Source organism: Curtobacterium sp. 9128, assembly GCF_900086645.1.
GTDB lineage: Bacteria > Actinomycetota > Actinomycetes > Actinomycetales > Microbacteriaceae > Curtobacterium.
Genome location: NZ_LT576451.1, coordinates 2,291,442 through 2,317,748 on the forward strand (window position 1 = coordinate 2,291,442; position 26,307 = coordinate 2,317,748).

General features: G+C 70.4%; 21 protein-coding genes, 1 other RNA gene and 1 pseudogene. 16 read left to right on the forward strand and 7 right to left on the reverse strand.

Features of this window, described 5'->3' with window-relative positions:
- Nucleotides 1-65 precede the first annotated feature (65 nt).
- The 8 genes from QK288_RS11040 (at nucleotide 66) to QK288_RS11075 (ending at nucleotide 6,518) form a co-directional block, all read left to right on the forward strand.
- Complete coding sequence (locus QK288_RS11040; protein ID WP_281264360.1) at nucleotides 66-1,268, forward strand: multidrug effflux MFS transporter; 1,203 nt, start codon at nucleotides 66-68, stop codon at nucleotides 1,266-1,268.
- A 75-nt stretch (nucleotides 1,269-1,343) separates the two neighbouring features.
- Nucleotides 1,344-1,682, forward strand: a complete 339-nt coding sequence (locus QK288_RS11045; protein ID WP_281264361.1) for an STAS domain-containing protein — start codon at nucleotides 1,344-1,346, stop codon at nucleotides 1,680-1,682.
- Nucleotides 1,679-2,107, forward strand: coding sequence for an ATP-binding protein (locus QK288_RS11050; RefSeq protein ID WP_281264362.1), 429 nt, complete (start codon nucleotides 1,679-1,681; stop codon nucleotides 2,105-2,107). The genes QK288_RS11045 and QK288_RS11050 overlap by 4 nt, the downstream gene beginning before the upstream one ends.
- A 90-nt stretch (nucleotides 2,108-2,197) precedes the next feature.
- Complete coding sequence (locus tag QK288_RS11055) at nucleotides 2,198-3,157, forward strand: AraC family transcriptional regulator (protein ID WP_281264363.1); 960 nt, start codon at nucleotides 2,198-2,200, stop codon at nucleotides 3,155-3,157.
- Between the two features lie 35 nt (nucleotides 3,158-3,192).
- On the forward strand, nucleotides 3,193-3,738 hold the full coding sequence (locus QK288_RS11060) for an alpha/beta hydrolase (RefSeq protein ID WP_281264364.1): 546 nt from the start codon (nucleotides 3,193-3,195) through the stop codon (nucleotides 3,736-3,738).
- A 129-nt stretch (nucleotides 3,739-3,867) separates the two neighbouring features.
- Complete coding sequence (locus QK288_RS11065; RefSeq protein WP_281264365.1) at nucleotides 3,868-4,890, forward strand: hypothetical protein; 1,023 nt, start codon at nucleotides 3,868-3,870, stop codon at nucleotides 4,888-4,890.
- Nucleotides 4,891-4,926: 36 nt separating this feature from the next.
- Nucleotides 4,927-5,781, forward strand: coding sequence for a Nif3-like dinuclear metal center hexameric protein (locus tag QK288_RS11070; protein ID WP_281264366.1), 855 nt, complete (start codon nucleotides 4,927-4,929; stop codon nucleotides 5,779-5,781).
- A 2-nt stretch (nucleotides 5,782-5,783) separates the two neighbouring features.
- Nucleotides 5,784-6,518 carry a hypothetical protein gene (locus QK288_RS11075; RefSeq protein WP_281264367.1) on the forward strand — a complete coding sequence of 245 codons (735 nt, stop codon included), beginning with the start codon at nucleotides 5,784-5,786 and terminating at the stop codon, nucleotides 6,516-6,518.
- A gap of 67 nt (nucleotides 6,519-6,585) precedes the next feature.
- Here QK288_RS11075 and rnpB read toward each other — a convergent pair.
- From rnpB to map, 3 genes are all read right to left on the reverse strand, one after another.
- Nucleotides 6,586-6,942: RNase P RNA component class A (gene rnpB / locus QK288_RS11080), an RNA gene on the reverse strand.
- A 166-nt stretch (nucleotides 6,943-7,108) separates the two neighbouring features.
- A complete protein-coding gene (ppgK, locus tag QK288_RS11085; RefSeq protein WP_281264368.1) occupies nucleotides 7,109-7,858 on the reverse strand; it encodes a polyphosphate--glucose phosphotransferase in 750 nt (249 codons plus the stop codon).
- A gap of 16 nt (nucleotides 7,859-7,874) precedes the next feature.
- Nucleotides 7,875-8,738: a type I methionyl aminopeptidase gene (map, locus tag QK288_RS11090; protein ID WP_281264369.1), complete on the reverse strand. Its 864-nt coding sequence runs from the start codon at nucleotides 8,736-8,738 to the stop codon at nucleotides 7,875-7,877.
- A gap of 65 nt (nucleotides 8,739-8,803) precedes the next feature.
- Between map and QK288_RS11095 the strand changes: the two genes are divergently transcribed.
- Nucleotides 8,804-8,983 carry an SPOR domain-containing protein gene (locus QK288_RS11095; RefSeq protein WP_281264370.1) on the forward strand — a complete coding sequence of 60 codons (180 nt, stop codon included), beginning with the start codon at nucleotides 8,804-8,806 and terminating at the stop codon, nucleotides 8,981-8,983.
- Nucleotides 8,984-9,085: 102 nt separating this feature from the next.
- On the opposite strand, the gene QK288_RS11100 is transcribed toward QK288_RS11095, so the two are convergent.
- The gene (locus QK288_RS11100; protein WP_281264371.1) at nucleotides 9,086-10,828 is read right to left on the reverse strand and encodes an NAD+ synthase; all 1,743 of its coding nucleotides are present in this window, start codon (nucleotides 10,826-10,828) and stop codon (nucleotides 9,086-9,088) included.
- 61 nt (nucleotides 10,829-10,889) lie between these two features.
- Here QK288_RS11100 and glnA (QK288_RS11105) point away from each other — a divergent pair, with 61 nt between their 5' ends.
- From glnA (QK288_RS11105) to QK288_RS11125, 5 genes are all read left to right on the forward strand, one after another.
- Complete coding sequence (gene glnA, locus QK288_RS11105; protein WP_281264372.1) at nucleotides 10,890-12,227, forward strand: type I glutamate--ammonia ligase; 1,338 nt, start codon at nucleotides 10,890-10,892, stop codon at nucleotides 12,225-12,227.
- Between the two features lie 6 nt (nucleotides 12,228-12,233).
- Nucleotides 12,234-15,185: a bifunctional [glutamine synthetase] adenylyltransferase/[glutamine synthetase]-adenylyl-L-tyrosine phosphorylase gene (locus QK288_RS11110; RefSeq protein ID WP_281264373.1), complete on the forward strand. Its 2,952-nt coding sequence runs from the start codon at nucleotides 12,234-12,236 to the stop codon at nucleotides 15,183-15,185.
- 506 nt (nucleotides 15,186-15,691) lie between these two features.
- Nucleotides 15,692-17,335 carry a glycosyltransferase family 2 protein gene (locus QK288_RS11115; RefSeq protein ID WP_281264374.1) on the forward strand — a complete coding sequence of 548 codons (1,644 nt, stop codon included), beginning with the start codon at nucleotides 15,692-15,694 and terminating at the stop codon, nucleotides 17,333-17,335.
- On the forward strand, nucleotides 17,328-18,848 hold the full coding sequence (locus QK288_RS11120) for a glycosyl hydrolase (protein WP_281264375.1): 1,521 nt from the start codon (nucleotides 17,328-17,330) through the stop codon (nucleotides 18,846-18,848). The genes QK288_RS11115 and QK288_RS11120 overlap by 8 nt, the downstream gene beginning before the upstream one ends.
- Entirely contained in the window at nucleotides 18,845-20,263 is a 1,419-nt protein-coding gene (locus tag QK288_RS11125; protein ID WP_281264376.1) for a UDP-glucose/GDP-mannose dehydrogenase family protein, read from the forward strand. The genes QK288_RS11120 and QK288_RS11125 overlap by 4 nt, the downstream gene beginning before the upstream one ends.
- A gap of 394 nt (nucleotides 20,264-20,657) precedes the next feature.
- Here QK288_RS11125 and glnA (QK288_RS11130) read toward each other — a convergent pair whose 3' ends face one another.
- Nucleotides 20,658-22,082: a type I glutamate--ammonia ligase gene (gene glnA / locus QK288_RS11130; protein ID WP_281264377.1), complete on the reverse strand. Its 1,425-nt coding sequence runs from the start codon at nucleotides 22,080-22,082 to the stop codon at nucleotides 20,658-20,660.
- Between the two features lie 141 nt (nucleotides 22,083-22,223).
- Here glnA (QK288_RS11130) and QK288_RS11135 point away from each other — a divergent pair, with 141 nt between their 5' ends.
- Nucleotides 22,224-22,661 carry an RDD family protein gene (locus QK288_RS11135; protein ID WP_281264378.1) on the forward strand — a complete coding sequence of 146 codons (438 nt, stop codon included), beginning with the start codon at nucleotides 22,224-22,226 and terminating at the stop codon, nucleotides 22,659-22,661.
- Nucleotides 22,662-23,073: 412 nt separating this feature from the next.
- Here QK288_RS11135 and QK288_RS11140 read toward each other — a convergent pair whose 3' ends face one another.
- Nucleotides 23,074-23,787, reverse strand: a complete 714-nt coding sequence (locus tag QK288_RS11140) for a DUF4191 domain-containing protein (RefSeq protein ID WP_281264379.1) — start codon at nucleotides 23,785-23,787, stop codon at nucleotides 23,074-23,076.
- Between the two features lie 127 nt (nucleotides 23,788-23,914).
- Between QK288_RS11140 and QK288_RS11145 the strand changes: the two genes are divergently transcribed.
- Nucleotides 23,915-24,697: a hypothetical protein gene (locus QK288_RS11145; protein ID WP_281264380.1), complete on the forward strand. Its 783-nt coding sequence runs from the start codon at nucleotides 23,915-23,917 to the stop codon at nucleotides 24,695-24,697.
- A gap of 93 nt (nucleotides 24,698-24,790) precedes the next feature.
- On the opposite strand, the pseudogene sucB reads toward QK288_RS11145, so the two are convergent.
- Nucleotides 24,791-26,292 (reverse strand): annotated as a pseudogene (sucB, locus tag QK288_RS11150) (2-oxoglutarate dehydrogenase, E2 component, dihydrolipoamide succinyltransferase).
- Nucleotides 26,293-26,307 lie beyond the last annotated feature (15 nt).

Genomic DNA, 26,307 nt, shown 5'->3' on the forward strand with positions numbered 1-26,307 from the left:
CGGCACCGGGCCTCCCGACCGCCACCGGCTGTCGAATCGATTCGGTCCGGGGTAGCGTTGCGCGGGTGACGACGGAGCGCATGCGGACCCGGACCATCCCGACGACCCTGCCGCCGATCGTCCCGCTGGCCCTCATCGTCGGTGTCTCGCCGTTCGCGACGGACATGTACATCCCCGCGTTGCCGGCGATCGCCCGCGACCTCGGGACCACGCCGAGCGCCGTGCAGCTCTCCCTGACCGCCTTCCTCGTCGCGTTCGCGGTCGGTCAGCTGCTCGCCGGCCCGGTCAGCGACGGCATCGGTCGCCGGCCGATGCTCCTCTGGGGCACCGCGCTCTTCGCCGTCGCCTCGCTCGGGTGCGCCCTCGCGCCCGACGTCGTCACGCTCGTCGTCGCCCGGGTCGTGGAGGGCCTCGCCGGAGCCGCCGCTGCCGTGGCCGGGCGGGCGATGGTGTCCGACGTGACCGACGGGGCGGTCATGGCGAAGGTGTTCGGCACCCTCGCGGCGATCAACGCGATCGGGCCGGTCGTGGCGCCGCTCGTCGGGGGAGCGGTCCTGACGGTCGGCACCTGGCGCGTGATGTTCGTCGTGCTCGCGGTCCTCGGCGCGGTGTTCTTCGCGATGGTGGTGGCCCGGTTGCCCGAGACCCTCCGCCCGGAGGCACGCGGTGGTATCGGCCTCGGCGCGAACTGGCAGCGGATGCGCGAGCTCCTGGCGATCCCGCGGTTCCGCGCCTACCTGCTCTCCGGGGTGCTCTCGACGATCGGCTTCTTCGCGTACATCGCGACGAGTTCGTTCGTGTTCCAGACGCAGTTCGGGTTCTCGGAGGGGCTGTACACGATCGTGTTCGCCACGAACGCGACGATGATGATCATCACGACCCTCGTGTTCCGACGGGTCGTCGGGCGCTTCTCCGAGGACGGCCTGCTCACGTTCGGGCTCGTCGTCGGGACGATCGGTGGGGCCGGGGTGCTGGCCTCGGCGCTGCTCGGCCTCGGTCCCGTCCCGGTCTGGTGTTCGCTCGCCGTGGTGACGGGTGCATGGGGGTTCGTCCTGCCGGCCGCGATGACCCGCACGCAGCACGTCGGCGCCGCGCACCCGGGGACGGCCGCGGCGCTCCAGGGCGGACTGTCGTTCGGGCTCGGTGGCCTCGGAACGCCACTCGCGGGGGTGCTCGGCGGGACCGCGCTCGCGATGGGTGCGGTCATGGTCGTGCTGATGGCAGCGGCGGTGGTCGTGCAGACGGTGGCGACACGGAGAACTCGCTGACCGTACCGACGGTTGACGGAGTCGAACCGATAGGGTCCGTGGAGCACGCGCACCGACCTGAGGAGGACCACCGGCATGGAGATCGTCGTACACGAGGCGCAGGCGGACGCGGCGGTCCTGGAGTGCAAGGGGCGACTCAACATGGTCTCGGCCCCCGCGTTCCGGGAGACCGTTGCCAAGGTGGTCGGGGACGGTCGGCACCGTGTGGTGGTCGAGCTCTCCGCCGTGGACTTCATGGACTCGTCCGGACTCGGCGCCCTGGTCGGATGCCTGAAGACCGCGCGGCAGGCGGGCGGGGACCTGCGGATCGCGGCGCCGTCCGACCAGGTCTCGATGGTGCTGAAGCTCTCGAACATCGACAAGATCCTGCGGACGTACCCGGACGGGGACGCCGCGGTGTCCAACTGGGGATGAGCGGGCCCGCCGTGGGCGAGCACCGCCTCGAGTTCGCGTCCCCGCCGGACGACGTGAACGCGGTCCACGACTTCCTCGCGGAGGTGTGGGGCACCGAGCCGTCGGTCGGTGCCGAAGACCGCATGGCATTCGAGCTGGCGCTCGTCGAACTCGCGTCCAACGTCGTCGAGCACGCGGGTGGCGGCCACCGGGTCGCGTGCTCGCTGGCCCTCGCGGTCACCGGTGACGGCCTGGAGGCACGGCTCACCGACGACGGTCGGCCTGCGTCCGTCGACCCTGCGGCCGCCGTGCTGCCGGACGGGTCCGCGGAGAGCGGTCGCGGTCTGGCGCTGGTCGGCATGGTCGTCGACGAGCTGCGGTACGAACGCGAGGGCGACCGCAACCGTTGGACAGTACGCCGCGGCCGGTCCTCCGGCACCGCCTGACTGTCCAGAACGCGCACTGCGTGAGCCGGAACCCGCAAGGCTCCGACGGCGATTCCGTCGGGGTCACCGGCGCGTGTCACGATCCGGTCGATGACAGTCGAGTCCGACCCCAGGATGAGCTTCGAGACGTCTGGTGACGACCTCGGCGCGGCGCTCCGCATGTACGAGGACGCGTACGAGGGCACCGATTTCGTCGCGCAGTACACGGAGCGCGACTTCTCGTACCGGTTCCGCGTGGTCGGAGACGACACGATGTCCTTCCGGTCCAGTCGCTTCGACGCCCGGGTGTCCGGCGAGGTCGAGGTGCGTGACGAGTACGTCGTGATGTGGACGGCCGAGGGCGGCGGTCAGGTCGACATCGGCCGCGACGAGGTGACACTCGTCCCGGGGACGCCGATGATGTTCCCGACCGGACGCCCGTACGTCTTCGACCTCGCCGACATCCGGCAGAGCCTGGTGCAGTTCGAGCGCAGCTACCTGGAGGGCGTCGCGGCGGAGTTCCACGGCGCGCAGCCGGGGCCGCTCGTGTTCGACCACGCCGCCGCCCTCGAAGCCGATGACGTGCGGGTGTGGAACCGGCAGGTCCAGGCCGCCGCCGCGACGGTGCTCGGCAGCGCACCGGTCTCGCCGCTCGTGCTGGCGGAGACCGCCCGCGAGACCGCGACGACGCTGCTCCGCACCTTCCCGCACCAGCTGCTCACGCCGGACGTCCCGCTGCCGCAGGGCGCGACCGGCAGGGTCCGCGGGGCGGTGGAGTACATGCACGCCTTCGCACACACGCCGATCTCGACGACCGACGTCGCGGAACACGTCGGCCTGAGCGTCCGCGGTCTGCAGCAGGCCTTCCAGCGGCAGATCGGCACGGCCCCGAACGCCATGCTCCGCGGGATCCGACTGGACCGCATCCGGGAGGAGCTCCGCCGGGGATCGCCGGGGGAGCTGACGGTCGCGTCGGTGGCGGTGAAGTGGGGGTTCGCACACCTCGGGCGGTTCTCGGCTGCGTACGCCTCGCGCTTCGGCGAGTACCCGCGGGACACGCTGCAGGCCTGATCGGCCGCGGCGGACGATCCCCGTACGCTGCAGGAGTGAGCCGACCTCGACCCTGGGTGATCGTCCCCGGCATCTGGAACTCCGACGCCGAGCACTGGCAGTCGCACTGGCAGGAGTCCCGCGGAGCGGACGCCGTGCGGATCGCGCCGACGTCCTGGTCCGAGCCGGATCCCGACGACTGGTCGGCCGCGATCGACCGTGCGGTGGCGGCCTGTGACGAACCGCCCGTGCTCGTGGCGCACAGCCTCGGCGTGCTGGCGGTGGCGGCGTGGCTCGCGGAGCACGACGACGGCCGCGTCGCGGGCGCCTTCCTCGTGGCGCCGCCGGACCCGGATGCTCCCGGCTTCCCCGCCGCCGCGGCCGGCTTCACGGTGCCGACGCAGGGCGTGCGGACGCCGACCGTCCTCGTGGTGAGCGACGACGACCCTTACTGCACCGCTGATCGTGCGCTCGGGATCGCTTCGACGCTCGGCGCGGGGGTGCAGCGGATCGGCGCCTCCGGGCACGTCAACGTGGCGAGCGGCGTGGGGGACTGGGACGCCGGGCGCACCTTGCTCGAGGACTTCGCCGCGGCTCTGTAGGACCGGTCGCAGCCGCGCGGTGCCCGCCCGGACGACACGCCGTTCACGTTCGGGGCGATATGGCACGCGATGCCGCGACACTCCGCGGATGTCCGACGGGATCGAGCGCGCGATATTCATACTTCCCTCATGGAAACGCAGTCCGGTGCACGCACCCCCCTCGTCGACCCCTTCGGTCGCGAGCTCGAGGAGTGGCTCCGTGACGCACCGGCGACCCGGTCACCGTACGTGTCGGACCTCGTGGTCCCACCCGTCACGGGCCCGGTGCAGCGACCGGACGCCACCACGGACGCCGCACCCGAGCGCGACCACGCCACCGAGGAGCCGTCGTCGGCACCCTCGGACGACACGGCGTTCCGTCGCCCCCGCGACCGTGGGCGTCACGCCTCGGTCTGCGCGCCGTCCTTCCCCGAACCCCCGGAGCGGCTCGCGCTCCGCATCGACGAGCTCGAGGTCGAGGTGTCCGCGCAGAGCGGCCGTCCGGTGATCGAGCGCATCGTGATCCTCGAGGACGAGGTCCGCCGTCGCGACGAGGACCTCGCGCGCCTGTCCGCCTGGGAAGCCGTCGTCGCCGATCTCGCGGACCCCGAGGTCGACGCCGCTCGTGCGTACGCGCGCTCGGTCTTCGCCGACCTGCTCGCCGACGCCGCCGACGAGAACGACCGCCGGGACCGTGCCGCCGCCCGCCGTGCAGCGGCCACGGGCGCGGTCGCAGTCGTGACCGCAGGCTCGGTCGCCGTGGTGACGACGCCGACCGCGGCGCCGGCCCTGGTCGAGCCAGCAGCCGCGCCCGTCACCGCGGACCGGGTCGACGACCTGGACGTCGCGTCCACGGAGCGCGACGAGCCCGCACGACCCGTGCTGCGCCTCCCGTCCGTGTCGCCGGTGTCCGCGAACACCCGCCCGACCCCGCTCGTCCAGCCCGCGACCGGTCCGACGGTGGTGGACCGCGACGCCTTCGCCGCCGTCCTCCGTGCGCACCGTGTGGAGACGGCCGGCACGCCGGTCGTGTTCGCCGCGGAGCACGCGGCCGAGCTCCCGGCGGTCGCACCGTCAGCGGAGCCGCAGCCCGTGGCGACCACCGAGGCACCGGCGCAGTCCGGTTGGTGGTCCCGGGTCGTCGCCGCGGTGCTCCGGCTCGTCCGCCGCTGAACCCGGTGGACTGCCGCTCCTCGGTAGACTGACCGGATGCCGACGCTCCGCGATCTCCAGGCCGTGATCGAGTCCCTCTGGCCGGTCGACGGCGCGGAGTCCTGGGACGCCGTCGGCCTCGTCTCCGGGGACCCGGACGCGGTCGTCGAGCGCGTGCACCTCGCCGTCGACGCCGTGCCGGACACGGCGCGTGAAGCCGTCGCGGTCGGTGCCGACCTGCTCCTCACACACCACCCGCTGCTGCTCCGCGGCGTGACCACGATCGCGGAGTCGACTTACAAGGGTTCCGTGCTGGCGACGCTCGTCCGCGGTGGTTGCGCGCTCGTGGCCGCACACACCAACGCCGACGTCGTGCGCTCCGGCACCTCGGCCGTGCTCGCCGACCGGATCGGGCTCACCGACCTGCGTCCGCTCGAGTCCGGTGCCGCAGCGGACACCGGGATCGGCCGGGTCGGCGTCCTGCCGGAGTCCGTCACGCTCGGGGCGCTCGCACGGCGCATCGTCGACGTGCTGCCCGCCACCGCGTCGGGGGTCCGCGTGTCCGGCGCGTACGACCAGCCCGTCCGGACCGTCGCGCTCTGCGCCGGCGCCGGGGACTCCCTGCTGGGTAACCCGCTCGTGCAGGCCGCCGACGTGTACGTCACGAGCGACCTCCGTCACCACCCGGCATCCGAGTTCCGCGAGCAGGCGATGCTCGCAGGCGGCCCGGCACTCATCGACACGTCCCACTGGGCCACCGAGTGGCTCTGGCTCGACGTCGCCGCCGAAGAACTCCGTCGCGCCGCCGGTGTCCGCGTGACGGTGAGCGACCTCCGGACCGACCCGTGGGACTTCGCGGTCCTGCCGAACGCCTCCGCCCCCACCACCGAGCACCACAACGAAGGAGCCTGATCATGAAGGCAGCACCCGAGGACCAGGCCATCCTCCTCGACGTCCAGCGTCTGGACAACGACATCACCCGCATCGCGCACCGCATCAGCTCGCTGCAGGAGGGCGCCAAGCTGACCGAGCTCGGCACGACGGCGGCGGGTCTCCGGAGCGAACTCGTCGCCGCGACCGGCAAGGTCGAGGACGCCGAGCGCGACCTCGCCCGACTCGAGTCCGACACCGCGACGGCCCAGGCCCGGGTCGAGCGCGACACGACCATGCTGCAGAACGTGTCGAGCGCCAAGGACGCCGCCGGGCTCCAGAACGAACTCGACTCGTTGCAGCGCCGCATCGGGGACCTCGAGACGTCCGAGCTGGAGATCATGGAGACGCTCGACGTCCTCCGTGCGCGGGTCGGCGACGTCGAGGCGAAGCTCGCCGACGTCGAGGCGCAGCGCACCGCCCTCGTCGCGGAGCGGGACACCGAGATCGAGCGGCTCGAGGGCGACCGGGTCTCCGCGACCCAGAGCCGCGCCGACGTCGCGGCGAAGGTCCCGGACGACCTCCTCGCGCTGTACGAGCGCCAGCGTGCGCGGTACGGATTCGGGGCGTCGCTCCTGCAGGGCGGTGTGTCGACGGCGTCCGGCGTCACGCTCACCGGCGCCGACCTGCAGGCGGTCCGTGCGGCCGCGCCCGACGACGTCGTGCTCTGCCCCGACAGCGAGGCGATCCTGGTCCGGACGGCCGAGTCCGGCCTGTAGACGCACGTCAAACCGGACGGGAGGCCCGGTGCCAGCTGGCACCGGGCCTCCCGTCCGTGACGTGGTGCGAACGGGCCGGCCGTACGCCGGGTTCTGTCCCGCCTTGCAGCGGTGACGGCCATCTCTCTCGGACCGACGTTGCCGTCGGCCTCCAGCGGTCTACCCGAGGACTCGGCGAGCAGCCTCGACGTCCTCTGTCTGACCTTGCTCCGGGCGAGGTTTACCGAGCGAGTCCGGTCACCCGGACCCCTGGTGGTCTCTTACACCACCGTTTCACCCTTACCGACGTCGCCGCCGGCGGTCTGCTTTCTGTGGCACTGTCTCGCGGATTGCTCCGGGTGGGTGTTACCCACCGCCCTGCTCTGTGGAGCCCGGACGTTCCTCGGCACTCCCGGGGGAGTGACGCGACCGTCTCACCGACCCGTTCGCAGTGCCGAGTCTACCGGTGCCGAGTGGTCGCGACACGCCGCGTGCGGGCGTCGAGCGGTCACGCACTGTCGCTCCCAAACCCGCCGGACGACGGTTCGTGACCACTCGGCGAAGCGTCAGCGGCGTGTTGCGACCGCTCGGCGGCACACTCGCGCCGGGCGCTACTTCGAGTTGAACGCCAGGGTCGCGGCACCGATGATGCCGGCGTTGTTGCGGAGCGTCGCGGGGATGATGTCCGCCTGCAGGTCGAGGAGCGGCAGGAACTCGTCGTACTGCTTCGACACACCGCCACCGACCACGAAGAGCTCGGGGGAGAGCAGGGCCTCGAGCCGCGAGTAGTACTTCTGCAGACGCTTCGCCCAGTGCTTCCAGGAGAGGTCGTCCCGCTCCTTCGCCGCGAACGAGGCCTTCGTCTCGTAGTCGACCCCGTCGATCTCCAGGTGGCCGAGCTCCGCGTTCACGATGAGCACGCCGTCGTTGATGAGCGCGGTGCCGATGCCCGTGCCGAGCGTCGTCATGATGACGAGGCCGTCCCGGCCCTTGGCGGCGCCGAACTGCTGCTCGGCGAACCCGGCGGCGTCGGCGTCGTTGACGAAGTGGATGGAGCGGCCGAGTTCCTTCTCGAAGAGCGCCTCGGCCTCGAAGCCGATCCACTTCTTCGACACGTTCGCCGCCGACATGGTCTTGCCGTCGCGGACGATCGCGGGGAAGCACACACCCACGGGGACGTCCTGGTCCGGGCCGAGCTCGTCGAGGATCTCGACGACGACGGACACGATGTCGTGCGGCTTCCCGCCCTCCGGGGTGGCCTTCTTGATCCGGTCGGTCGTCAGTTCACCGGTCGTCGTGTCGACGATCGCGCCCTTGATGCCCGTACCGCCGATGTCGACGCCGACTGCGAGTGAGGTCATGAGGAGCGGTTGCCTTTCAGGAGACGGTGAGGAGCTCGGCGCCACGTTCTGTGACGACGAGGGTCTGTTCGAACTGTGCGGTCCAGGACTTGTCGCGGGTGCTGACGGTCCAGTCGTCGGCCCAGATGTCCGCCTCGATGCCGCCGAGCGTGAGCATCGGCTCGATGGTGAAGACCATGCCGGTCTCGATGACGGTGTCGTACTGGGGCGCGTCGTAGTGGGGGATGATCAGGCCGGAGTGGAACGCCCGGCCGACCCCGTGCCCGGTGTAGTCGCGGACAACGCCGTAGCCGAAGCGCTTCGCGTACGACTCGATGGCGCGGCCGATGACGTTCACCTGCCGACCCGGGGCGACGGCCTTGATGCCGCGTTCCATCGCGATCCGCGTGCGTTCGACCAGGTCCGCGACCTCTGGCGCTGCCTGCCCGACGACGAACGTGCGGTTCGTGTCGCCGTGCATACCGTCCTTGTACGCGGTGATGTCGATGTTCACGATGTCGCCGTCCTGCAGGACCGTGTCGTCCGGGATGCCGTGGCAGATGACCTCGTTGACCGACGAGCACAGCGACTTCGGGTAGCCCCGGTAGCCGAGCGTCGAGGGGTAGGCGCCGTGCGCGACGACGTACTCGTGCCCGATGCGGTCGAGCTCGTCGGTGGTGACACCGGGGCGGATCGCGGCGGCCACCGCGTCGATCGCCCGGGAAGCGATGCGCCCGGCGGTGCGGATCAGCTCGATCTCGGACGCGGAGTACGTGTCGCCGAGCCCGTGCTCGTGGGGCTCGACCCTGCCGACGTACTCGGGGCGTTCGATGTCCTTCGGGACGGGCCGCTGGGGGGAGATGCGGCCGGCGGTCAGGTGTCCGTGTTCGTCCCGGGGCATGCGCTCCACTCTAGCCGCGCGGAGCACGAGCCCGTGCCGCGAACGGCGAGGGTACGTTTGGCGGCATGAGCGACGAGCGCATCGAGTCCCAGTGGTGGTTCAACGACAAGACCCACGCGGTCGAGCAGGGACCGCAGTCCCCGCAGCGCGACCGGATCGGCCCGTTCGAGACCCGCGAAGCGGCCGAACACGCGCTGGAGCGCATCAAGGCCAACAACGAGAAGTGGGACGACGAGGACGCCTGACGCGTCGCACCCCGGCGAAGACACCGCACCCCGTCACGACGGGGCGCGTTGTGCGCAGCGGGGCGCGATCCGGACGTGATCGCTGACGGACGGAAGGCCCCGTCAGGGGCGGTATGTGATCGGCAGCCGCCGGTCACGACCGAACGCCATGCCGGAGATCTTCGGACCGATGGCGCCCTGTCGGCGCTTCCATTCGGACCGGTCGACCAGGCGGGTGACCTCGGCCACGGTGGCCGCGTCGAACCCACGCGCCACGATGTCCGCCGCGCCCTGCGCCTGCGTGACGTAGAGGTCGAGGATCGCGTCCAGGACCTCGTACGGCGGCAGGGAGTCCTGGTCCTCTTGTCCGTCGCGGAGTTCGGCCGACGGCGGCTTCGTGATCGAGTTCTCCGGGATCGGCTCGGTCTCGCCACGTGACGCGGCGACCGCGTTCCGCCAGCGGGCGAGCTCCCACACCATCGTCTTCGGGACGTCCTTGATCGGCGCGAACCCGCCAACAGAGTCCCCGTAGATGGTGGAGTACCCGACGGCGAGCTCGGTCTTGTTGCCCGTGGTCAGCACCAGGTGCCCGTCGAGGTTCGACAGTCCCATCAGGATGAGCGCACGGACCCGGGCCTGGATGTTCTCCGCCGCGAGCCCGGTGAGGGCGAGCTGTTCGTCGAAGGGTGCGACGAGGTCGGCGATCGGGTCCGTGCGGTACTGCAGGCCGAGCCGAGTGGCGACGTCGTCCGCGTCCGACCTCGAGTGGTCCGACGACCACCGCGACGGCATCGAGACGCCGAACACGTTCGACTGGCCGATGGCGTCCACGGCGATGGCGGCGCACACCGCCGAGTCGATGCCGCCGGAGAGCCCGAGGACCACCGAGCGGAACCCGTTCTTCTGCACGTAGTCCCGGGTGCCGAGCACGAGCGCGTTCCAGATCGCGGCGGTGTCGTCCAGTGGTGCCGCGATGTCCCTGGGCAGCGCCGGGCGCCCGGGGAGCTCGCCGGGCGTCGTGTTCGGCGTGTCCAGGACGATGCGCTGGACGTGGTCGGTCTCGACGGGGTCCGTGGCGGGTGCCGGGTCGATGTCGACGACGAGCAGGTGCGGCTCGAACTGCGGGGCCCTGCCGAGGATCGTGCCCTGCTCGTCCACCACGACGGAGTCGCCGTCGAAGACCAGGTCGTCCTGGCCGCCGACGATGTTCACGTACGCGACGATCGTGTCGGACTCGGTCGCACGCCGGGTCACGAGTGGCAGCCGGACCTCGTCCTTGTCCGCGACCCACGGCGACGCGTTCACGACGAGCAGGAGCCCGGCGTCGGCGTCGAGCACCCGTGCGACCGGCCCGCCGTCGCGCCAGAGGTCCTCGCAGATGATGATCGCCACGTCGACGTCCGCGATCCTGGCCACGAGCAGGTCGTCGCCGGGGATGAACACCCGGTACTCGTCGAACACCGAGTAGTTCGGCAGGTGGTACTTCGCGGTGGTGGCGACGACGCGTCCGTGCTGCAGGACGCTCGCGCAGTTCTTCGCGACCGCGGTCGGGGCCGTGCTGACGTCGACGGCCCGCGGCTCGAACGGCCCGTCCGGGTGCCCGACGACGACGGCGACGTCACCGAGTCCCTCGTCGGCGAGCCGTGCGGCGAGCGTGACCACCGCGGCACGCGCGGCCCGCAGGAACGACGGACGTGACGCGAGGTCCTCGATCGGGTAGCCGGAGATCGCCATCTCGCCCACCGCGACGAGGTCGGCACCCCGTGCGGCTGCGGAGCGGACGGCGTCGACGATCCCGGCGGTGTTCCGGGCGAACGCGCCCACCACCGGATTCGTCTGGGCGAGTGCCAAGCGGAGACGGGGCATGACCACTAGCCTATTGAGCACGGCCGTCGTACGGCCGTGGTGGAACGCGGAAAGGGCGTGCATGGACAAGCAGACGGACTTCGTGCTCCGCACCATCGAGGAGCGGGGCATCAAGTTCATCCGACTCTGGTTCACGGACGTCATCGGGACCCTGAAGTCGGTGGCGATCGCCCCGGCAGAGGTCGAGGGGGCGTTCGCCGAGGGGATCGGTTTCGACGGCTCCGCGATCGAGGGCCTCAGCCGCTCCTACGAAGCCGACGTGCTCGCACACCCGGACCCCTCGACGTTCCAGATCCTGCCGTGGCGCGGGGAGATCGACCCGACCGCGCGGATGTTCTGCGACATCGCGACGCCGGACGGCCAGCCCGCCGTCGCCGACCCCCGCAACGTCCTCAAGCGCACGCTGGCGCGGGCGAGTGAGCGCGGGTTCACGTTCTACACGCACCCCGAGATCGAGTTCTACCTGCTGAAGGACCGCGACTGGAAGGACGGCGGCCCGAAGCCCGTCGACCAGGCCGGCTACTTCGACAACGTCCCCGGCGGCAGCGCCCACGACTTCCGTCGTCGCGCCGTCCGCATGCTCGAGGACCTCGGCATCTCGGTGGAGTTCAGCCACCACGAAGCCGGCCCCGGCCAGAACGAGATCGACCTCCGTTACGCCGACGCGCTGACGATGGCGGACAACATCATGACGTTCCGCACCGTGGTGAAGGAAGTCGCGATCGAGCAGGGCGTCTACGCGACGTTCATGCCGAAGCCGATCTCCGGGCAGCCCGGCTCCGGCATGCACACGCACGTGTCGCTGTTCGAGGGCGACCAGAACGCGTTCTACGAGCCCGGCGGCGAGTACCAGCTCTCCCCGACGGCGAAGCAGTTCATCGCGGGCCTGCTCAAGCACGCGCCGGAGATCACGGCGGTCACGAACCAGTTCGTGAACTCGTACAAGCGGCTCTGGGGCGGCGACGAGGCCCCCTCGTTCGTCACGTGGGGCCACAACAACCGCTCGGCCCTGGTGCGCGTCCCGCTGTACAAGCCGAACAAGGGCCAGTCGTCGCGCGTCGAGTACCGCGGCATCGACTCGGCGGCGAACCCGTACCTGGCGTACTCGCTCATCCTCGCCGCCGGACTCAAGGGCATCGAAGAGGGCTACGAGCTCCCGGCGGAGGCCGAGGACAACGTCTGGAGCCTCAGCGACTCCGAGCGCAAGGCCCTCGGGTACGCGCAGCTCCCGGCGAGCCTCGATCACGCGCTGTCGCTGATGGAGGACTCCGAGCTCGTCGCCGAGACGCTGGGCGAGCAGGTGTTCAACTACGTGCTCCTCAACAAGCGGCAGGAGTGGAAGCGGTACCGCGACCAGGTCACGCCGTTCGAGCTCGACACCAACCTGGGGATGCTCTAGCAGGAGATGACCGGCAGGACGAAGACGTCGCGTTCCGAGTTGGCCCGGCTGGGCTTCGCGGAGCTCTCCGAGACGCTCGAGCGTCTGGCCGACCTGGAGGCCCGGTTCGGCTCCGACATGCGGCTGCCGGTCAGCGAGCGGCCGGGGCTCTGGGAGTCCACGGCCGATCCCGACGGCGCGCTCCGGCGCATCGAACGGCTCATGGAGAACCACCCGGACGAGGTCAGGGCCGTCCTGGCGGACGACGACGCCACCGAGCGGTTCGTCCGCCTGCTCGGGGCCTCGGTCGGTCTGGGGGACTTCCTCCAGCGCCGCCCCGCCGAGCTCGCACTGCTCCTCGACCCGGTCACCGCGCCCTGGTCGCAGCAGGAGTACACGGCGTCCCTGACCGAGGCGGTCGACGGCGGCACGGGTGAGGACGCCCGGCTGCGGCTCCGGGTGCGCTACCGACGGCACCTGGCGCAGATCGCCCTGTTCGACGTCCTGCACCCGTCCCCGACGAGCGCGTTCCCGGCCGTCGCCGCCGGGCTCGCCGACCTCGCGGGCGCTGCGCTCGACGTCGCCGTGGACGTCGCCAGGCGAGAGGTCCCGTTCTCCGAGGCCGACGTCGCCGCCACCCCGCTCGCCGTCATCGCGATGGGCAAGGCCGGTGCGCGGGAGCTCAACTACGTCAGCGACGTCGACGTCATCTTCGTGACCGAGGCGACGGACACTGTCGACACCGACAAGGCCGTCCGGATCTCCACCCGCATCGCGATCGCCGCGACGCACGTGATCACCGACCTCGCCGTCGAGCCGGCGCTGTGGGAGGTGGACGCCAACCTGCGGCCAGAGGGCAAGGACGGCGCGCTCGTCCGGACCCTCGACTCGCACGTGGCGTACTACGAGCGCTGGGCCAGGGAGTGGGAGTTCCAGGCGCTGCTGAAGGCCCGCGCGATCGCGGGCACGCCGGACCTCGGGGAGCGCTACGTCGCGGCGGTCGCGCCGTTCGTGTGGAACTCGTCGAAGCGGCCGGGGTTCGTCGAGTCCGTGCAGCGCATGCGCGAGCGCGTGACCGACAACATCCCGGACGCCGAGGTCGACCGGCAGCTCAAGCTCGGACCGGGGGGCCTGCGCGACGTCGAGTTCACCGTGCAGCTCCTGCAGCTGGTGCACGGCCGCGACGACGAGAGCGTCCGCGTGCGCTCGACACTCGAGGCCATGGACGCCCTCACCGCGGCCGGGTACGTCGGACGACCGGAAGCCGCACGCTTCGGCCCCGACTACGCCCTGCTGCGGGTCCTCGAGCACCGGATCCAGCTGCGGCGGCTGCAGCGGACGCACATGATGCCCGCGGACGAGGACGAACTCCGGGTCCTCGCGCGCTCGAGCGGCGTCGCGACGTCCGCGAGCGCGCTGGAGACCCGCTGGCGTGCCGTCAAGCTCGAGGTCCGCGGCCTGCACGAGCGGCTCTTCTACCGCCCGCTGCTGTCCGCCGTGGCCGCGTCCGACGGTGACATCGTCCTGACCAACGACCAGGCGCGGGACCGCCTCGGTGCGATCGGCTTCGTCGACCCGGACGGTGCGTTGGCGCACATCCGCGCGCTCACGCCTGGCACGTCGCGTCGTGCGACCATCCAGCGGAACCTGTTGCCGGTGCTGCTCCGGTGGATGGCAGAGGGCCCGGCACCCGATCGCGCGCTCCTGGCGTTCCGCCGGTTGAGCGACACCCTGGGGGAGTCCAGCTGGTTCCTCCGCATGCTCCGCGACTCGTCAGGCGCCGCGCACAGCCTGACGACCGTCCTGTCCGAGTCCGCGTTCCTGTCCGGGCTCCTCGAACGCTTCCCCGAGGCGGTGGCCTGGCTCGACGAACCCGAGTCGCTCCTGCAGCCGCGACCGATCGCGTCCCTGCTGTCCGAGGTGCGCGCGACCACGGCGCGGCACGGCGACGACGTGGCAGCGGCGTCGTCCCTGATCCGGTCGATCCGCCGGCGCGAGACGCTGCGGCTCGGGATGGCGGCCGCGCTCGGCAGGCTCGACGTCGACCAGCTCGGGCCCGCCCTCAGCGACATCACCGAGGCGACGCTGACCGGCGCGCTCGACCTGGCACGACGCGACGCTCCGGACGACCTGGAGTTCGGCATCATCGCGATGGGACGGTACGGCGGGCGCGAGCTCGGGTTCGGGTCCGACGCCGACGTCCTCTACGTCTACCGCGCGCCCGAGGGCACGGGTGAGGCCGCCTCCCGTGCGGCACAGGTGATCGTCCGCGAGCTCAACCGCCTCACCGACGACGCCATCTACCCGTTCGACCTCGACATCGACCTGCGTCCGGAGGGCAAGAACGGCCCGGTGGTGCGCACCCTCGAGTCCTACGGCGCCTACTACGCCCGCTGGTCGCTCACGTGGGAGGCACAGGCGCTCCTCCGTGCCAGGGGTGCCGTCGGGGACGAGCAGCTCCTCCGCGACTTCGAGCACCTCGCTGACCGCACCAGGTACCCCGAGCACATCGAGGAGCGCGAGGTCCGCGAGGTCCGTCGCATCAAGGCCCGCGTGGAGTCCGAGCGGCTGCCCCGCGGTGCGGATCCGGCGCGCCACCTGAAGCTCGGTCGCGGGTCGCTCAGCGACGTGGAGTGGTTCGTCCAGCTCCTGCAGCTCCAGTACGCCCTCTCCGTGCCGGCGCTCCGCACGACGTCGACGCTCGACGCCCTGGACGGAGCCGTCGCCGAGGGACTCGTCGCGGCCGAGGACGGGGAACGTCTCGCCGCAGCGTGGCGGTTCGCGTCGAGGACCCGCAGCGCGCTCGTGCTGTGGTCGGGCAAGACCACTGACGTGCTCCCGGTCGACCGCATCCAGCTCGAGGGTGTCGCGCGGTTGATGGAGTACCCGCCGGGGTCGGCGACGCAGCTCGAAGAGGACTACCTCGGCGTCACCCGACGTGCTCGACAGGTGTTCGAGCGCGAGTTCTACGGCGCCTGACCTCCGCCCGACACGCCCGGGATGTCGATCTCGTCGCGAAGGTGACATGTCGTCGAAGGTTAATTCCTCGTGTCGCCGGTCGTCCCCCGAAATCGGACGTCTTGTACCCCTCTCAGCAACGGATGGTGCGCCGTTACCGTGCTGTGACGAAGCGTGCGGCAGACCGCAGCGCGCAGTGCGGGGTCGGTCCGCGACCCGCCCGGTGACCATGCTCTGAACTGGGCTTTCGCGGCGACGCGATCCGGGTCTCCCGTCTGCTCGTCCACACCGTCGGGGTGACCGGCGGGGTGAAAGCAGTCCGCACATGTGCTGACAGCAACCGAGGGGACAGGAGGAGTGCGCCCGGAGGGGGACTTCGGTGTACCCCGTAACGTGCTCGTAACGCCCCCGGACGGGGGACACGTTGCACCGGTCGCCTCGGAGATGCGTCAATGGGTCTCACCCGAACCGACCCCCGATTTCCCGATGGCGCGGAATCACCACCCCGAACGTTGAAGCAGGGATCGATGTTCACCTTCATTCTGCAGATCAGGCAGATGGTCGACGGACACCCCGAGTTCTACCTCTTCGCCGTGTACTCCGCGGTGATCTGGTTGCTCTGGTTGCTCAAGGTCGTCCTGTCCGCCCGTTACCGCCCCTTCACCGGCACCTACGTCGGGACGACGAGCGTCGTCGTCCCCGTCGTGGACGAGCCACTCGACCTCTTCCGGGACGTCATCGGCCGCATGGTCGAGCAGCGCCCCGGCGAGATCATCGTCGTGATCAACGGCAAGAGGAACGAAGCGCTCGAGGAGGTCTGCGAGGAGTTCGCCCCACTCGTCCGCTGGACCCACACGCCGATCCCCGGCAAGCGCAACGCCGTCAAGGTCGGCACCGAGATGTCGAACGGGGACATCACCGTCCTCGTCGACTCGGACACGGTGTGGACCCCCGGCACACTCGAGGAGCTCCTCAGGCCGTTCGCCGACGAGTCCGTGGGCGGTGTCACCACCCGGCAGCGCATCCTCGAGCCGGAGCGCTCGTGGATCACCCGTTGGGCGGACTGGCTCGAGAACTCGCGTGCGCTCTACTCGATGCCCGCACAGAGCGTCCTCGGACAGATCGGCTGCCTGCCCGGCCGCACGATCGCGTTCCGCCGGAACATCCTGATGCGCGTCATGGACCGCTTCATGCACGAGAAGTTCATGGGCGTCTTCCTCGAGGTCTCGGACGACCGCACGCTGACGAACCTCACCCTCAAGGAGGGCTACCGGACGGTCTACCAGTACACGTCGCTCGTGTACACGGACGCTCCGCTGCAGGTGAAGAAGCTCTTCAAGCAGCAGCTCCGCTGGGCCCGTGGCTCGCAGTACAACACGCTGCGCATGATGCCGTGGATGCTCGGTCACGCACCCGTGCTGGCGCTGTTCTTCATCACGGACATCATCCTGCCGTTCATGCTCTTCGGCGTGATCGCCGGCTGGATCTACCGCGCACTCACCGGCCAGGGGGAGAACCTCTACCAGGGGATCCTGCACCAGTACGGATTCTCGACTGGCTTCATCTACGTCGCGGCACTCATGGTCGTGTCCAGCGTCCTGAGCATGGCGATCCGGCAGATGCGGCACCTCGCCGAGAAGCCGAGCGACTTCTTCCGGCTGCCGATGTTCATCATCGTGTCGACGTTCTTCCTCATGCCGATCCGCCTCATCGGCTTCTTCCGGCTCGCCCACGCCAGCGGCTGGGGGACCCGTGCGGGGGCCTACGCCGGTGGTCCGATGGAAACCGACCCGGCGCAGCCGCAGGCCGTCGCCACCCAGACGCCGGTCAGCCCGATCGACCGTGCTGCCGGGTACACGACGGCGGACGCCGGGGCGCATGCCGCGCTGACCGACGACCAGCTGGCGGCGGACCGGGCCTTCGACGACCTCTTCGGGCCGAACGCCCGTGGACTCGACGGCCTCGACGTCACCACCAACTCGACCTCGACGGTCCTGGCGACCCGGCGCTCGGCGGCAGCCGCGGCAGCGCCGGCGGCAGCCGCGGCAGCGCCGACGGCTCCGGCCGCAGCGGCGAAGCCCAGCAAGGTCCGTCGGTACAACCCCTACGCGGCGATCCCGTACTGCATCGGGATCGCGATCTTCGCCCTGGAGGCTCTCACCATTGTCTGACCTCTTCCGTTCCACCAGTTCGTGGTGGGCACCATCGAGCAAGCACGCCAAGCGCACGGCCGTGGGGACGACCGCGATCGTGGTGGCGCTCGGCCTCATCACGTGGTCGGTGTGGATCTCGCCGTCCAGCCCGGTCTCGACGGCGGTGCACCACGCCCTCGGCGTCAAGACCTCCCAGGAGAAGGCCGTCGACGCCGAGGCGCTGCAGGCCAAGCTGACCGCGGCCCAGAAGCAGATCTGGAAGCTCGAGGGGCAGCTCAAGTCCTCGACCGCCCAGTCCGGCTCCCGCGGCGACCAGGTCGCGCAGCTCAAGGCCCAGATCGCCTCGCTGCAGTCCGCGCTCGGGTCCGCGAAGGCACAGGCGGCAGCCGGGTCGAAGTCCGGTTCCGGGTCGACCGGATCCGGCTCCTCCGGTTCGGGCTCCTCCGGCTCCTCCGGGTCCGGCACGCACAACGCCTCGACCGGCCACGGCGTCACGAACCCGAACACCGGTCCCTCGAAGGACCCGAACCCGACGACCCCGGTCGCGGTCCCGTCCAAGGCAGACATCCTGAACCAGCCCACGCGCTGGTACGGCCTCTACACCGCGCAGTCGCCCTTCAACTGGTCCGAGTACGACCAGGTGTCCCAGCAGGTCGGCAAGGCCACGAACATGGTCGGGTTCTTCCAGGGCTTCGACCAGGACTTCAACGCGAACGCCGTCCAGCGTTCGTGGGCCAACGGTCGCCTGCCGATGATGACGTGGGAGTCGGCACCCGCGCAGACCGGCAACGACGAGAAGTACGTCGCCGGGTACACGAACAAGGACATCATCGACGGCAAGTTCGACGCGTACTTGACCAAGTACGCCCAGGCGCTCCAGGCGAACGGGCAACCGATGGTCATCCGTCTCGACCACGAGATGAACGGCTCCTGGTACAACTGGTCCGAGGGCGATGCCCAGCAGAACGCCGCCGGTTCCTACGTGAAGATGTGGCAGCACGTGCACGACGTGTTCCAGGCCAACGGCGCGAACGACTACGTGGTGTGGAACTGGGCGCCGAGCCGCATCGACAAGCTCGGCAACGCGAAGTACCAGACGCTCGACTACATGAAGAACTACTACCCGGGCGCGGACTACGTCGACTGGGTGGGCATGTCTGGCTACTACCGCACCGCCTCGGAGACGCCGTCCTTCGCGAACACCTTCGGTGCGACCGTCGGGCAGCTCCGTCAGGTGGCACCCGGGAAGAAGATCCTCCTCAGTGAGATCGGCGCCACCGAGACCGGCACGACCGTGTCCAACGGGCAGAAGTCGAAGTGGATCACGTCCCTGTTCGACGCGCTGGCCGATCCCGCGAACGACGACATCATCGGCTTCTCGTACTTCAGCGAGACCGCCACGACCGTCGTCGACGGTGTCCGCTCGACCAACGACTGGCGACTCAACTCGCGCTCCGACAGCCTCCAGGCCTTCGTGGACGGCATCAAGCGCACCGACATCAACTTCGACCTGCAGGAGGTAACCCAGTGAGTGCTCCCAAGAAGAACGCGGACAGCCGCCCGGCCCCCGTCATCAGCGTCATCGGCACCGGCTACCTCGGCGCCACCCACGCGGCCGCCATGGCCGAGATGGGCTTCGAGACCATCGGCGTGGACGTCGACCCCGCCAAGCTCGCGGCGCTGTCCGCCGGCGAGGTCCCGTTCTACGAGCCCGGGCTGCCCGAGCTCATCACGAAGCACGTCGCGAGCGGCAAGCTCCGGTTCACGGCGGACATCGCCGAGGCCGTGGCAGCTGCCGACGTCCACTTCGTGTGCGTCGGCACCCCGCAGAAGGCCGGCTCCCACGCCGCGAACCTCGCCTACGTCGAGAGCGCCACGCGTGGGGTCGCGGAGAACCTCACCCACCCCGGCCTGATCGTCGGCAAGTCGACCGTCCCCGTCGGCACCGCAGCGCGGCTCCGTGGCATCGTCCGCGAGTTCACGCCGAGCGGGATCACCGCCGAACTCATCTGGAACCCCGAGTTCCTCCGCGAGGGCAAGGCCGTCGAGGACACGCTCCACCCGGACCGCCTGGTCTGGGGCGGCGCGTCCGCTGCGGCCGACGCCGTCATCCGCGAGGTCTACGCCGCACCGATCAGCGAGGGCACCCCGGTCATCACGACGGACCTCGCCACCGCCGAGCTCGTCAAGGTCAGCGCGAACGCGTTCCTGGCCACGAAGATCTCGTTCATCAACGCGATCTCCGAGATGTGCGCCATCACCGGTGCCGACGTCACGACGCTCGCGGACGCCCTCGGGCACGACGCCCGCATCGGTCGCAAGTTCCTGAACGCCGGGCTCGGCTTCGGAGGCGGCTGCCTCCCGAAGGACATCCGTGCGCTCATGTACCGCGCGAACGAGATCGGTGCCGGGCAGGTCGTCGGCCTCATGCAGCAGGTCGACGAGATCAACATGGGCCAGCGTCAGCGGGTCATCGACATGGCGATCGACTCCGCCGGCGGCTCGGTCCTGAACCGTCGCATCGCGGTCATCGGCGCCGCGTTCAAGCCCCTCACCGACGACGTGCGGGACTCGCCGGCGCTCAACGTCGCCGCCGCCCTGCACCTCCGTGGCGCTCAGGTCACGCTGTGGGACCCCGAGGCGATGGACACGGCCAAGCGGTCGTTCCCGACGCTCAGCTACACCGCGTCGATGCCCGAGGCCCTCGAGGGTGCGGACATCGTGCTCGTGCTCACCGAGTGGGACGACATCATCGGCGCAGATCCCGCGGTGCTCGGCGAGCTCGTCGGACGCAAGGTCGTCATCGATGCGCGCAACTGCCTCCCGGTCGAGAACTGGGTCAAGGCGGGCTGGACCGTCCGTTCCCTGGGACGGCCCACTCCGATCGCGGGTGCACCCGTGAGCGTCGCCGCGGGGACGAACGACACGTTGGCCACGAGCCGCTAGTCGCCGCAGCAGACGGGGTCCGTGCCGGGGCGGCACGGACCCCGTTTCGCGCGCTCGGCCCCGCGCCCCGCCCCCGCCCCCGCCCCCTCGTGGGCCGGATCGCGCGTAGGAGGTCGAAACGCGCGTAGGAGGCCCGAACTCCGGGCCACCTACGCGCGTTTCCGCTTTCCAGCGCAGCCGCCATGGGTCGAAACGCGACAGCCTGGAGGCCCGGTGCGGGTTCGCCGGACCGGCACCGGGCCTCCAGGCTGGTCGCGTCCACAGCGCGAGGCGAGACTCGGTCTGCGCGACGGTTCACGGGGCGGACGTCCCGCGTTCTGTCGCCAGACGCGAGACTCGGACACCACGCGAAAGGGCCCCGCACCTGACGGTGCGGGGCCCTTCGTGCGACTGCCTAGACGCCGAAGTACAGCTCGTACTCGAACGGGTGCGGACGCTGCGCGAGCGGGAGGATCTCGTTCTCGCGCTTGTAGTCGATCCAGGTCTGGATGAGGTCCTCGGTGAAGACGTTGCCCTTCGTGAGGAACTCGTGGTCGGCCTCGAGGGCGTCGAGCGCCTCGTCGAGCGAGCCGGGGACCTGGGGGATGCCCTTGGCCTCCTCCGGGGGGAGCTCGTAGAGGTCCTTGTCGACCGGCTCGTGCGGCTCGATGCGGTTCTGGATGCCGTCGAGGCCCGCCATGAGCTGCGCCGCGAAGGCGAGGTACGGGTTGCCGGAGGCGTCGGGCGCGCGGAACTCGATGCGCTTGGCCTTCGGGTTGGTGCCCGTGATCGGGATGCGGATCGCCGCCGAGCGGTTGCCGGCCGAGTAGACCAGGTTGACCGGGGCCTCGAAGCCCTTCACCAGGCGGTGGTAGGAGTTGATCGACGGGTTCGTGAACGCGAGCAGCGCCGAGGCGTGCTTCAGGATGCCGCCGATGTACCAGCGCGCCACGTCGGAGAGACCGCCGTAGCCGTTCTCGTCGTAGAACAGCGGCTTGCCGTCGCTCCAGAGCGACTGGTGGGTGTGCATGCCGGAACCGTTGTCACCGAAGAGCGGCTTCGGCATGAACGTGGCGACCTTGCCCCACTGGTCGGCCGTGTTCTTGACGATGTACTTGAACTTCAGGATGTCGTCCGCGGCGTGGACCATCGTGTCGAACTTGTAGTTGATCTCCTGCTGGCCGCCGGTGCCCACCTCGTGGTGCGAGCGCTCGAGCTCGAAGCCCGCCTCGATCAGCTTGAGGGTGATGTCGTCGCGGAGGTCAGCGGTCTTGTCGACCGGGGACACCGGGAAGTAGCCGCCCTTGTACGGGGTCTTGTTGGCGAGGTTGCCGCCCTCTTCCTCGCGGCCGGTGTTCCAGGCGCCCTCTTCGGAGTCGACCGAGTAGAAGGACTTGTTCTGGGTGACCGAGTAGCGCACGTCGTCGAAGATGTAGAACTCGGCCTCGGGGGCGAAGAACGCGGTGTCCGCGATGCCCGTCGACGCGAGGTACTTCTCCGCCTTCTTGGCGACCTGGCGCGGGTCGCGGCCGTAGATCTCGCCGTTCCGCGGGTTGTAGATGTCGAAGATCATGATCAGCGTGCGCTCGGCGCGGAACTGGTCGATGTATGCCGTCGTCACATCAGGGATGAGCTGCATGTCGGACTCGTGAATCGACGCGAAGCCGCGGATCGAGGAGCCGTCGAAGAGCTGACCGACCGAGAAGAAGTCCTCGTCGACCGTGGAAGCCGGGATGTTGAAGTGCTGCTGCACGCCGGGCAGGTCGGTGAATCGGATGTCGAGGAACTTGACGTCCGTGTCCTTGATGAAGGCCAGGACCTCGGAGGAATCGCTGAACATGTGTGTCGATCTCCTGGGGGTTTGGGTGATGTGGAGGTGCAGCGGGTGCACTCTCCGACGAGGCTATTGACACGGGGTTTCCCGGACGTGACTGCGTTGTTTCCGGCGTGTTACGCGCCTGCTGTCGCCTACCCTTGGAGCATGGCCCGTTCCACTCCGTCCTCGTCAGCCGCCGCCGCACACGGTGCGGGGGACTGGCCGGGCAAGCTCCTGGGGCTGCCGGAATCCGGGCCCCGCTCGATGGGCGGGTTCGGTCGGCGGCTCGGTGGGCTCGCGATCGACTGGGCGCTCGCATCGGTCATCTCGCTCGCGATCGGGACGTACGGCGCGGCGGGCAACTTCGTGACGCTCGGGATCTTCGCCGTGCTGCAGGTGCTGTTCATCGCGCTGCTGTCCGGCTCGTTCGGGCACGTGTGCGTCGGGCTCCGGGTCGTCCCGATCCGTGGGGGCTACGTCGGGGTCTGGCGCCCGGTGGTCCGCACGGTGCTGCTGTGCGTCGTGATCCCGGTCCTGATCCACGCGAAGGACGGTCGGCCCCTGCACGACGCCGCGGCCGGCACGGTGCTCGTCCGGCGCTGACGCGCGCTGCGCTACGCCGCGCTGCACCCCGCTACACCGCGCTGCGGTCTGCACCGTCCTGCCGGGGACGACTGGCCACGACATCCCGCCGGTTCGACGTCGATCGGTCACAAGCCGTCGGGCCGGACACGCGCGACCAACTACTTGCGACCGATCGACGAACGTGAGCGGGGTGTTCTGACCGATCGCCCGGTGCCGGTGCCGGGTGCCGGTGCCGATCGCCCGGTGCCGGGTGCCGGTGCCGGTGCCGGTGCCGGTGCCGGTGCCGGTGCGCGTGTGGCACCGCGCCGAGGACGGTTGGTGGGCGACACCGCGCTGACGAAGGTCGGTCCGTGACCGCGCTGCACGCCTCCACACGCAGAACGCCCCCGGCCGCTGCGGCCGGGGGCGTTCGTGGTGCGTGGGGTGCGACTCAGCGCGGGCGACCAGCGCGGACCCGAGTCGGGTCGATGCCCTTCGGGATCGCGGACGCCGGGTTCTGCGTGAGCGAGTCGAGACGGTTCGCGACCGCGAGGACCTCGTTGCGGTTGAGCGACTTCTTGAACTTGTTCATCGCACGGGGGAGCTTGTGCAGGGTCACGGCGTCCTTGCCGTCGCCGACGTGGACGACGTGGATCGGGACGTTCGGCACGATGCGCTGGACCTTCCGACGCTCCTCGTCGACCTGGCGCGTCAGGTTGCCGAGCTGGCCCTCGGTGATGAGCACGACGCCGGGGGTACCGACGGCACGGTAGACGGCGGCCTGCGAACGACCGTGGACCGCGACCGGCATCTCGCTGGAGCGCCACTGGCGACGGAGGGAGTTCGAGAGCACGGCGCCGACAGCACCCGGCTGCCCGTCGATCTGCGAGTACGCGGCGCGTTCCGCCAGACGCCCGAGGACGATGAGGAACAGCAGCACGCCGAGGAGCACCCCGGCAACGATCCACAGGACGACCGCGAGCCAGTTCTGCCCCGGCAGCAGGAGTGCGAGCAGCACACCGAGCACGACGGGCACGACGAACGCCGCTGCGAACCACCAGATCGACGTCGGGTCTGCCCGACGCGTCATCTGGAAGACCTGGAACATCTGCTTGAGACGCCCCGGCTCCTTCGCCTTCGTGTCCGTCGAACTGCTGCGTGCCATGCTCCCAGGATACGGCCTGACGGGCTTCCCGTGGACCGCCCGTGATCAGGCTGTGGGCGAACGGGGTTCTCCACAGACGCCCAGACCCGGCCTGGAGGCCCGTCCTACCTCCGCGACGCTGGTCACCATGGACGCGATCACGCTCGAACACTGGTGGACCGGACCCGACTCCGGTCCCTTCGCGACATGGGTCGCCGACCGCTCCGCGGCCGACCCGGTCCACTGTGTCCGCGTCACCGAGGTCGGACGCGGTGCCGACGGGCGGCTCGTCGTGCACACCGGTCCCGTGCGCGGGGCTCCGCTGCCCGATGCGCTGGAGCGGATCGGGCAGCCGACCGTGGGCGTCGCGGTGACGCTCACGGTGCCGTTGCTCGACCTCGTCGTGGACGCCGTCTCCGGGGCCATCGTGCTCGGGGTCGCGCGCGCGGACGACGTCCTCGTGGACGACGCCGGTGCCACCGTGCTCGTCGATCATCCGCCTGACGCCGTGGACCTGATCGGCAGTGGGATCGTCCGGACATCGGAGACCGCGGGCGCGACCGCGCTCCTGCACGCGGCGCGGACGGTCTGGGAGCGGGTCGACCCGCGCGCACCGTGTCGTGCGGTCCTCGACGCCGCGATGGCGGAGGCGATCGGCGGGGGTGTCGCAGAGGCCCGGGAGCTGTTGCGCGTCGTCACGAGCACGGCGGCGCCGCGACCGGTGCGATGGGATCCGCCCCGTGACGACTTCGACTTCGTCGAGCCCACCCCGCCGCCGGGTGACGACGTGGTCGCACGTCTCCGCGGTTGGATCGTCGACGGCGTCCCGGTTCCAGGTGGCGGCAAGCTCCCGGTGCGGCGGGTGGTCGTCGGCCTGGTGGTCGCGGCCGGACTCGCCGTGGCCGGTGTGTTCGCGGTCTCGGGCCCGTGAGTGGACAGCGCGCGAGGCGACCGCACACGAACGCCGACGGCCCCGGCTCCCACCAGGGGGAGACGGGGCCGTCGGTCGGGCCGGAGCCGCGGGTCAGTACCCGAGGTTCGGACCGAAGTTGCCCTCTTCGAGGCGGTTCTTCACCGCGACGAGGTACCGCGAGGCGTCCGCACCGTCGATGATCCGGTGGTCGTACGACAGCGCCAGGTACACGAACGAACGGATCGCGATGGCCTCTTGCCCGTCCACCTTCACGACCGCCGGGCGCTTCGTGACGATGCCGGTGCCGAGGATGGCCGACTGCGGGAGGAACACGACCGGGGTGTCGAACAGCGCGCCGCGCGAACCGGTGTTGGTCAGCGTGAACGTGCCGCCGGCGAGCTCGTCGGGCTTGAGCTGGTTGTTCCGCGTGCGCTCGGCGAGGTCCGCGATCGACTGCGAGAACTGCGCCAGGTTCAGCGACGCGGCGTCCTTGATCACGGGGGTGAGCAGACCGCGCTCGGTGTCGACGGCGATCGAGACGTTCTCGGTCTCCGGGTAGACGATCTCCTCGCCCTCCACCGTCGAATTGATCTTCGGGTGGGCCTTCAGCGCCTCGGACGCCGCCAGGGCGAAGAACGGCATGAAGGAGAGCTTCGAACCCGTCTTCTCCAGGAACTGCGCCTTGTTGGCGTCCCGGAACTGGGCGACCTTCGTGACGTCCACCTCGACCACGCTGGTGAGCTGCGCGGTCGAGGTCATCGACTGCACGGCACGCTCGGCGACGACCTTGCGGAGGCGGGTCATCTTCTCGCGGGTGCCACGCAGCGGCGACACCTCCGCGACGAACGGGCCGGACGCGGCAGCGGGTGCTGCCGAGCCACCGGCTGCCGGAGCGGCCGAGACCGCGGCGAGCACGTCCTCCTTGCGGATGCGACCGCCCACACCGGTGCCGGTGACGGTGGACAGGTCGACGCCCTGCTCGTTCGCGAGCTTGCGGACGAGCGGCGTGACGTAGCCGGAAGCGGCACCCGTCTGCGTCGGGTTCGGGACGGCAGCGGAGGCGGTGGGCGCGCTGGCGACCGCGGCGGCCGGGGCCGGGACGGCGGCCGGCGGTGCCGGAGCTGCGGCGGGCGGCGGGACCGGGGCTGCCTGGGGGACCGGGGCTGCTGCGGGCGGCGCTGCCGGGCCGCGGGGGCGGCGGGCTGCGTCTGACCGGCGGGGGCCGGCTCGGGCTCTGTGGGCTGCGGAGCGGGGGTCTCGGACTCCTGCTCGGTGCTCGGGGCGGCCTCGGGCTCGGCCTCCTCTGCAGCTTCCTCGTTCGACTCGGACGATCCGGCGTCGGACGAGCCGCCGTCGGACGACCCGCCGTCGGACGCGCCGTCGCCGATCTTCACCAGCGCGGTGCCGACCTCGACGGTCTCGTCTTCCTGGACGAGGATCTCCTCGACGACGCCGGCGATCGGCGACGGGATCTCGGTGTCGACCTTGTCGGTCGAGACCTCGAGCAGCGGCTCGTCGACCTCGACCCGGTCACCGACGTTCTTCAGCCATCGGGTCACCGTGCCCTCGGTGACGCTCTCGCCGAGCGCCGGGAGGTTGACGGATTCGCTCATCGGTGGGACTCCTCT

Excerpts from the sequence above, each read along its gene's own strand:
- QK288_RS11045 (WP_281264361.1), top strand. The coding sequence starts at position 1,344 with ATGGAGATCGTCGTACACGAGGCGCAGGCGGACGCGGCGGTCCTGGAG.
- QK288_RS11100 (WP_281264371.1), bottom strand. The coding sequence starts at position 10,828 with ATGCCCCGTCTCCGCTTGGCACTCGCCCAGACGAATCCGGTGGTGGGC.
- QK288_RS11095 (WP_281264370.1), top strand. The coding sequence starts at position 8,804 with ATGAGCGACGAGCGCATCGAGTCCCAGTGGTGGTTCAACGACAAGACC.
- QK288_RS11115 (WP_281264374.1), top strand. The coding sequence starts at position 15,692 with ATGTTCACCTTCATTCTGCAGATCAGGCAGATGGTCGACGGACACCCC.
- QK288_RS11140 (WP_281264379.1), bottom strand. The coding sequence starts at position 23,787 with ATGGCACGCAGCAGTTCGACGGACACGAAGGCGAAGGAGCCGGGGCGT.
- glnA (WP_281264377.1), bottom strand. The coding sequence starts at position 22,082 with ATGTTCAGCGATTCCTCCGAGGTCCTGGCCTTCATCAAGGACACGGAC.
- glnA (WP_281264372.1), top strand. The coding sequence starts at position 10,890 with ATGGACAAGCAGACGGACTTCGTGCTCCGCACCATCGAGGAGCGGGGC.
- QK288_RS11070 (WP_281264366.1), top strand. The coding sequence starts at position 4,927 with ATGCCGACGCTCCGCGATCTCCAGGCCGTGATCGAGTCCCTCTGGCCG.
- QK288_RS11135 (WP_281264378.1), top strand. The coding sequence starts at position 22,224 with ATGGCCCGTTCCACTCCGTCCTCGTCAGCCGCCGCCGCACACGGTGCG.
- QK288_RS11075 (WP_281264367.1), top strand. The coding sequence starts at position 5,784 with ATGAAGGCAGCACCCGAGGACCAGGCCATCCTCCTCGACGTCCAGCGT.
- map (WP_281264369.1), bottom strand. The coding sequence starts at position 8,738 with ATGCCCCGGGACGAACACGGACACCTGACCGCCGGCCGCATCTCCCCC.
- ppgK (WP_281264368.1), bottom strand. The coding sequence starts at position 7,858 with ATGACCTCACTCGCAGTCGGCGTCGACATCGGCGGTACGGGCATCAAG.
- QK288_RS11065 (WP_281264365.1), top strand. The coding sequence starts at position 3,868 with ATGGAAACGCAGTCCGGTGCACGCACCCCCCTCGTCGACCCCTTCGGT.
- QK288_RS11110 (WP_281264373.1), top strand. The coding sequence starts at position 12,234 with ATGACCGGCAGGACGAAGACGTCGCGTTCCGAGTTGGCCCGGCTGGGC.
- QK288_RS11055 (WP_281264363.1), top strand. The coding sequence starts at position 2,198 with ATGACAGTCGAGTCCGACCCCAGGATGAGCTTCGAGACGTCTGGTGAC.
- QK288_RS11050 (WP_281264362.1), top strand. The coding sequence starts at position 1,679 with ATGAGCGGGCCCGCCGTGGGCGAGCACCGCCTCGAGTTCGCGTCCCCG.
- QK288_RS11145 (WP_281264380.1), top strand. The coding sequence starts at position 23,915 with ATGGACGCGATCACGCTCGAACACTGGTGGACCGGACCCGACTCCGGT.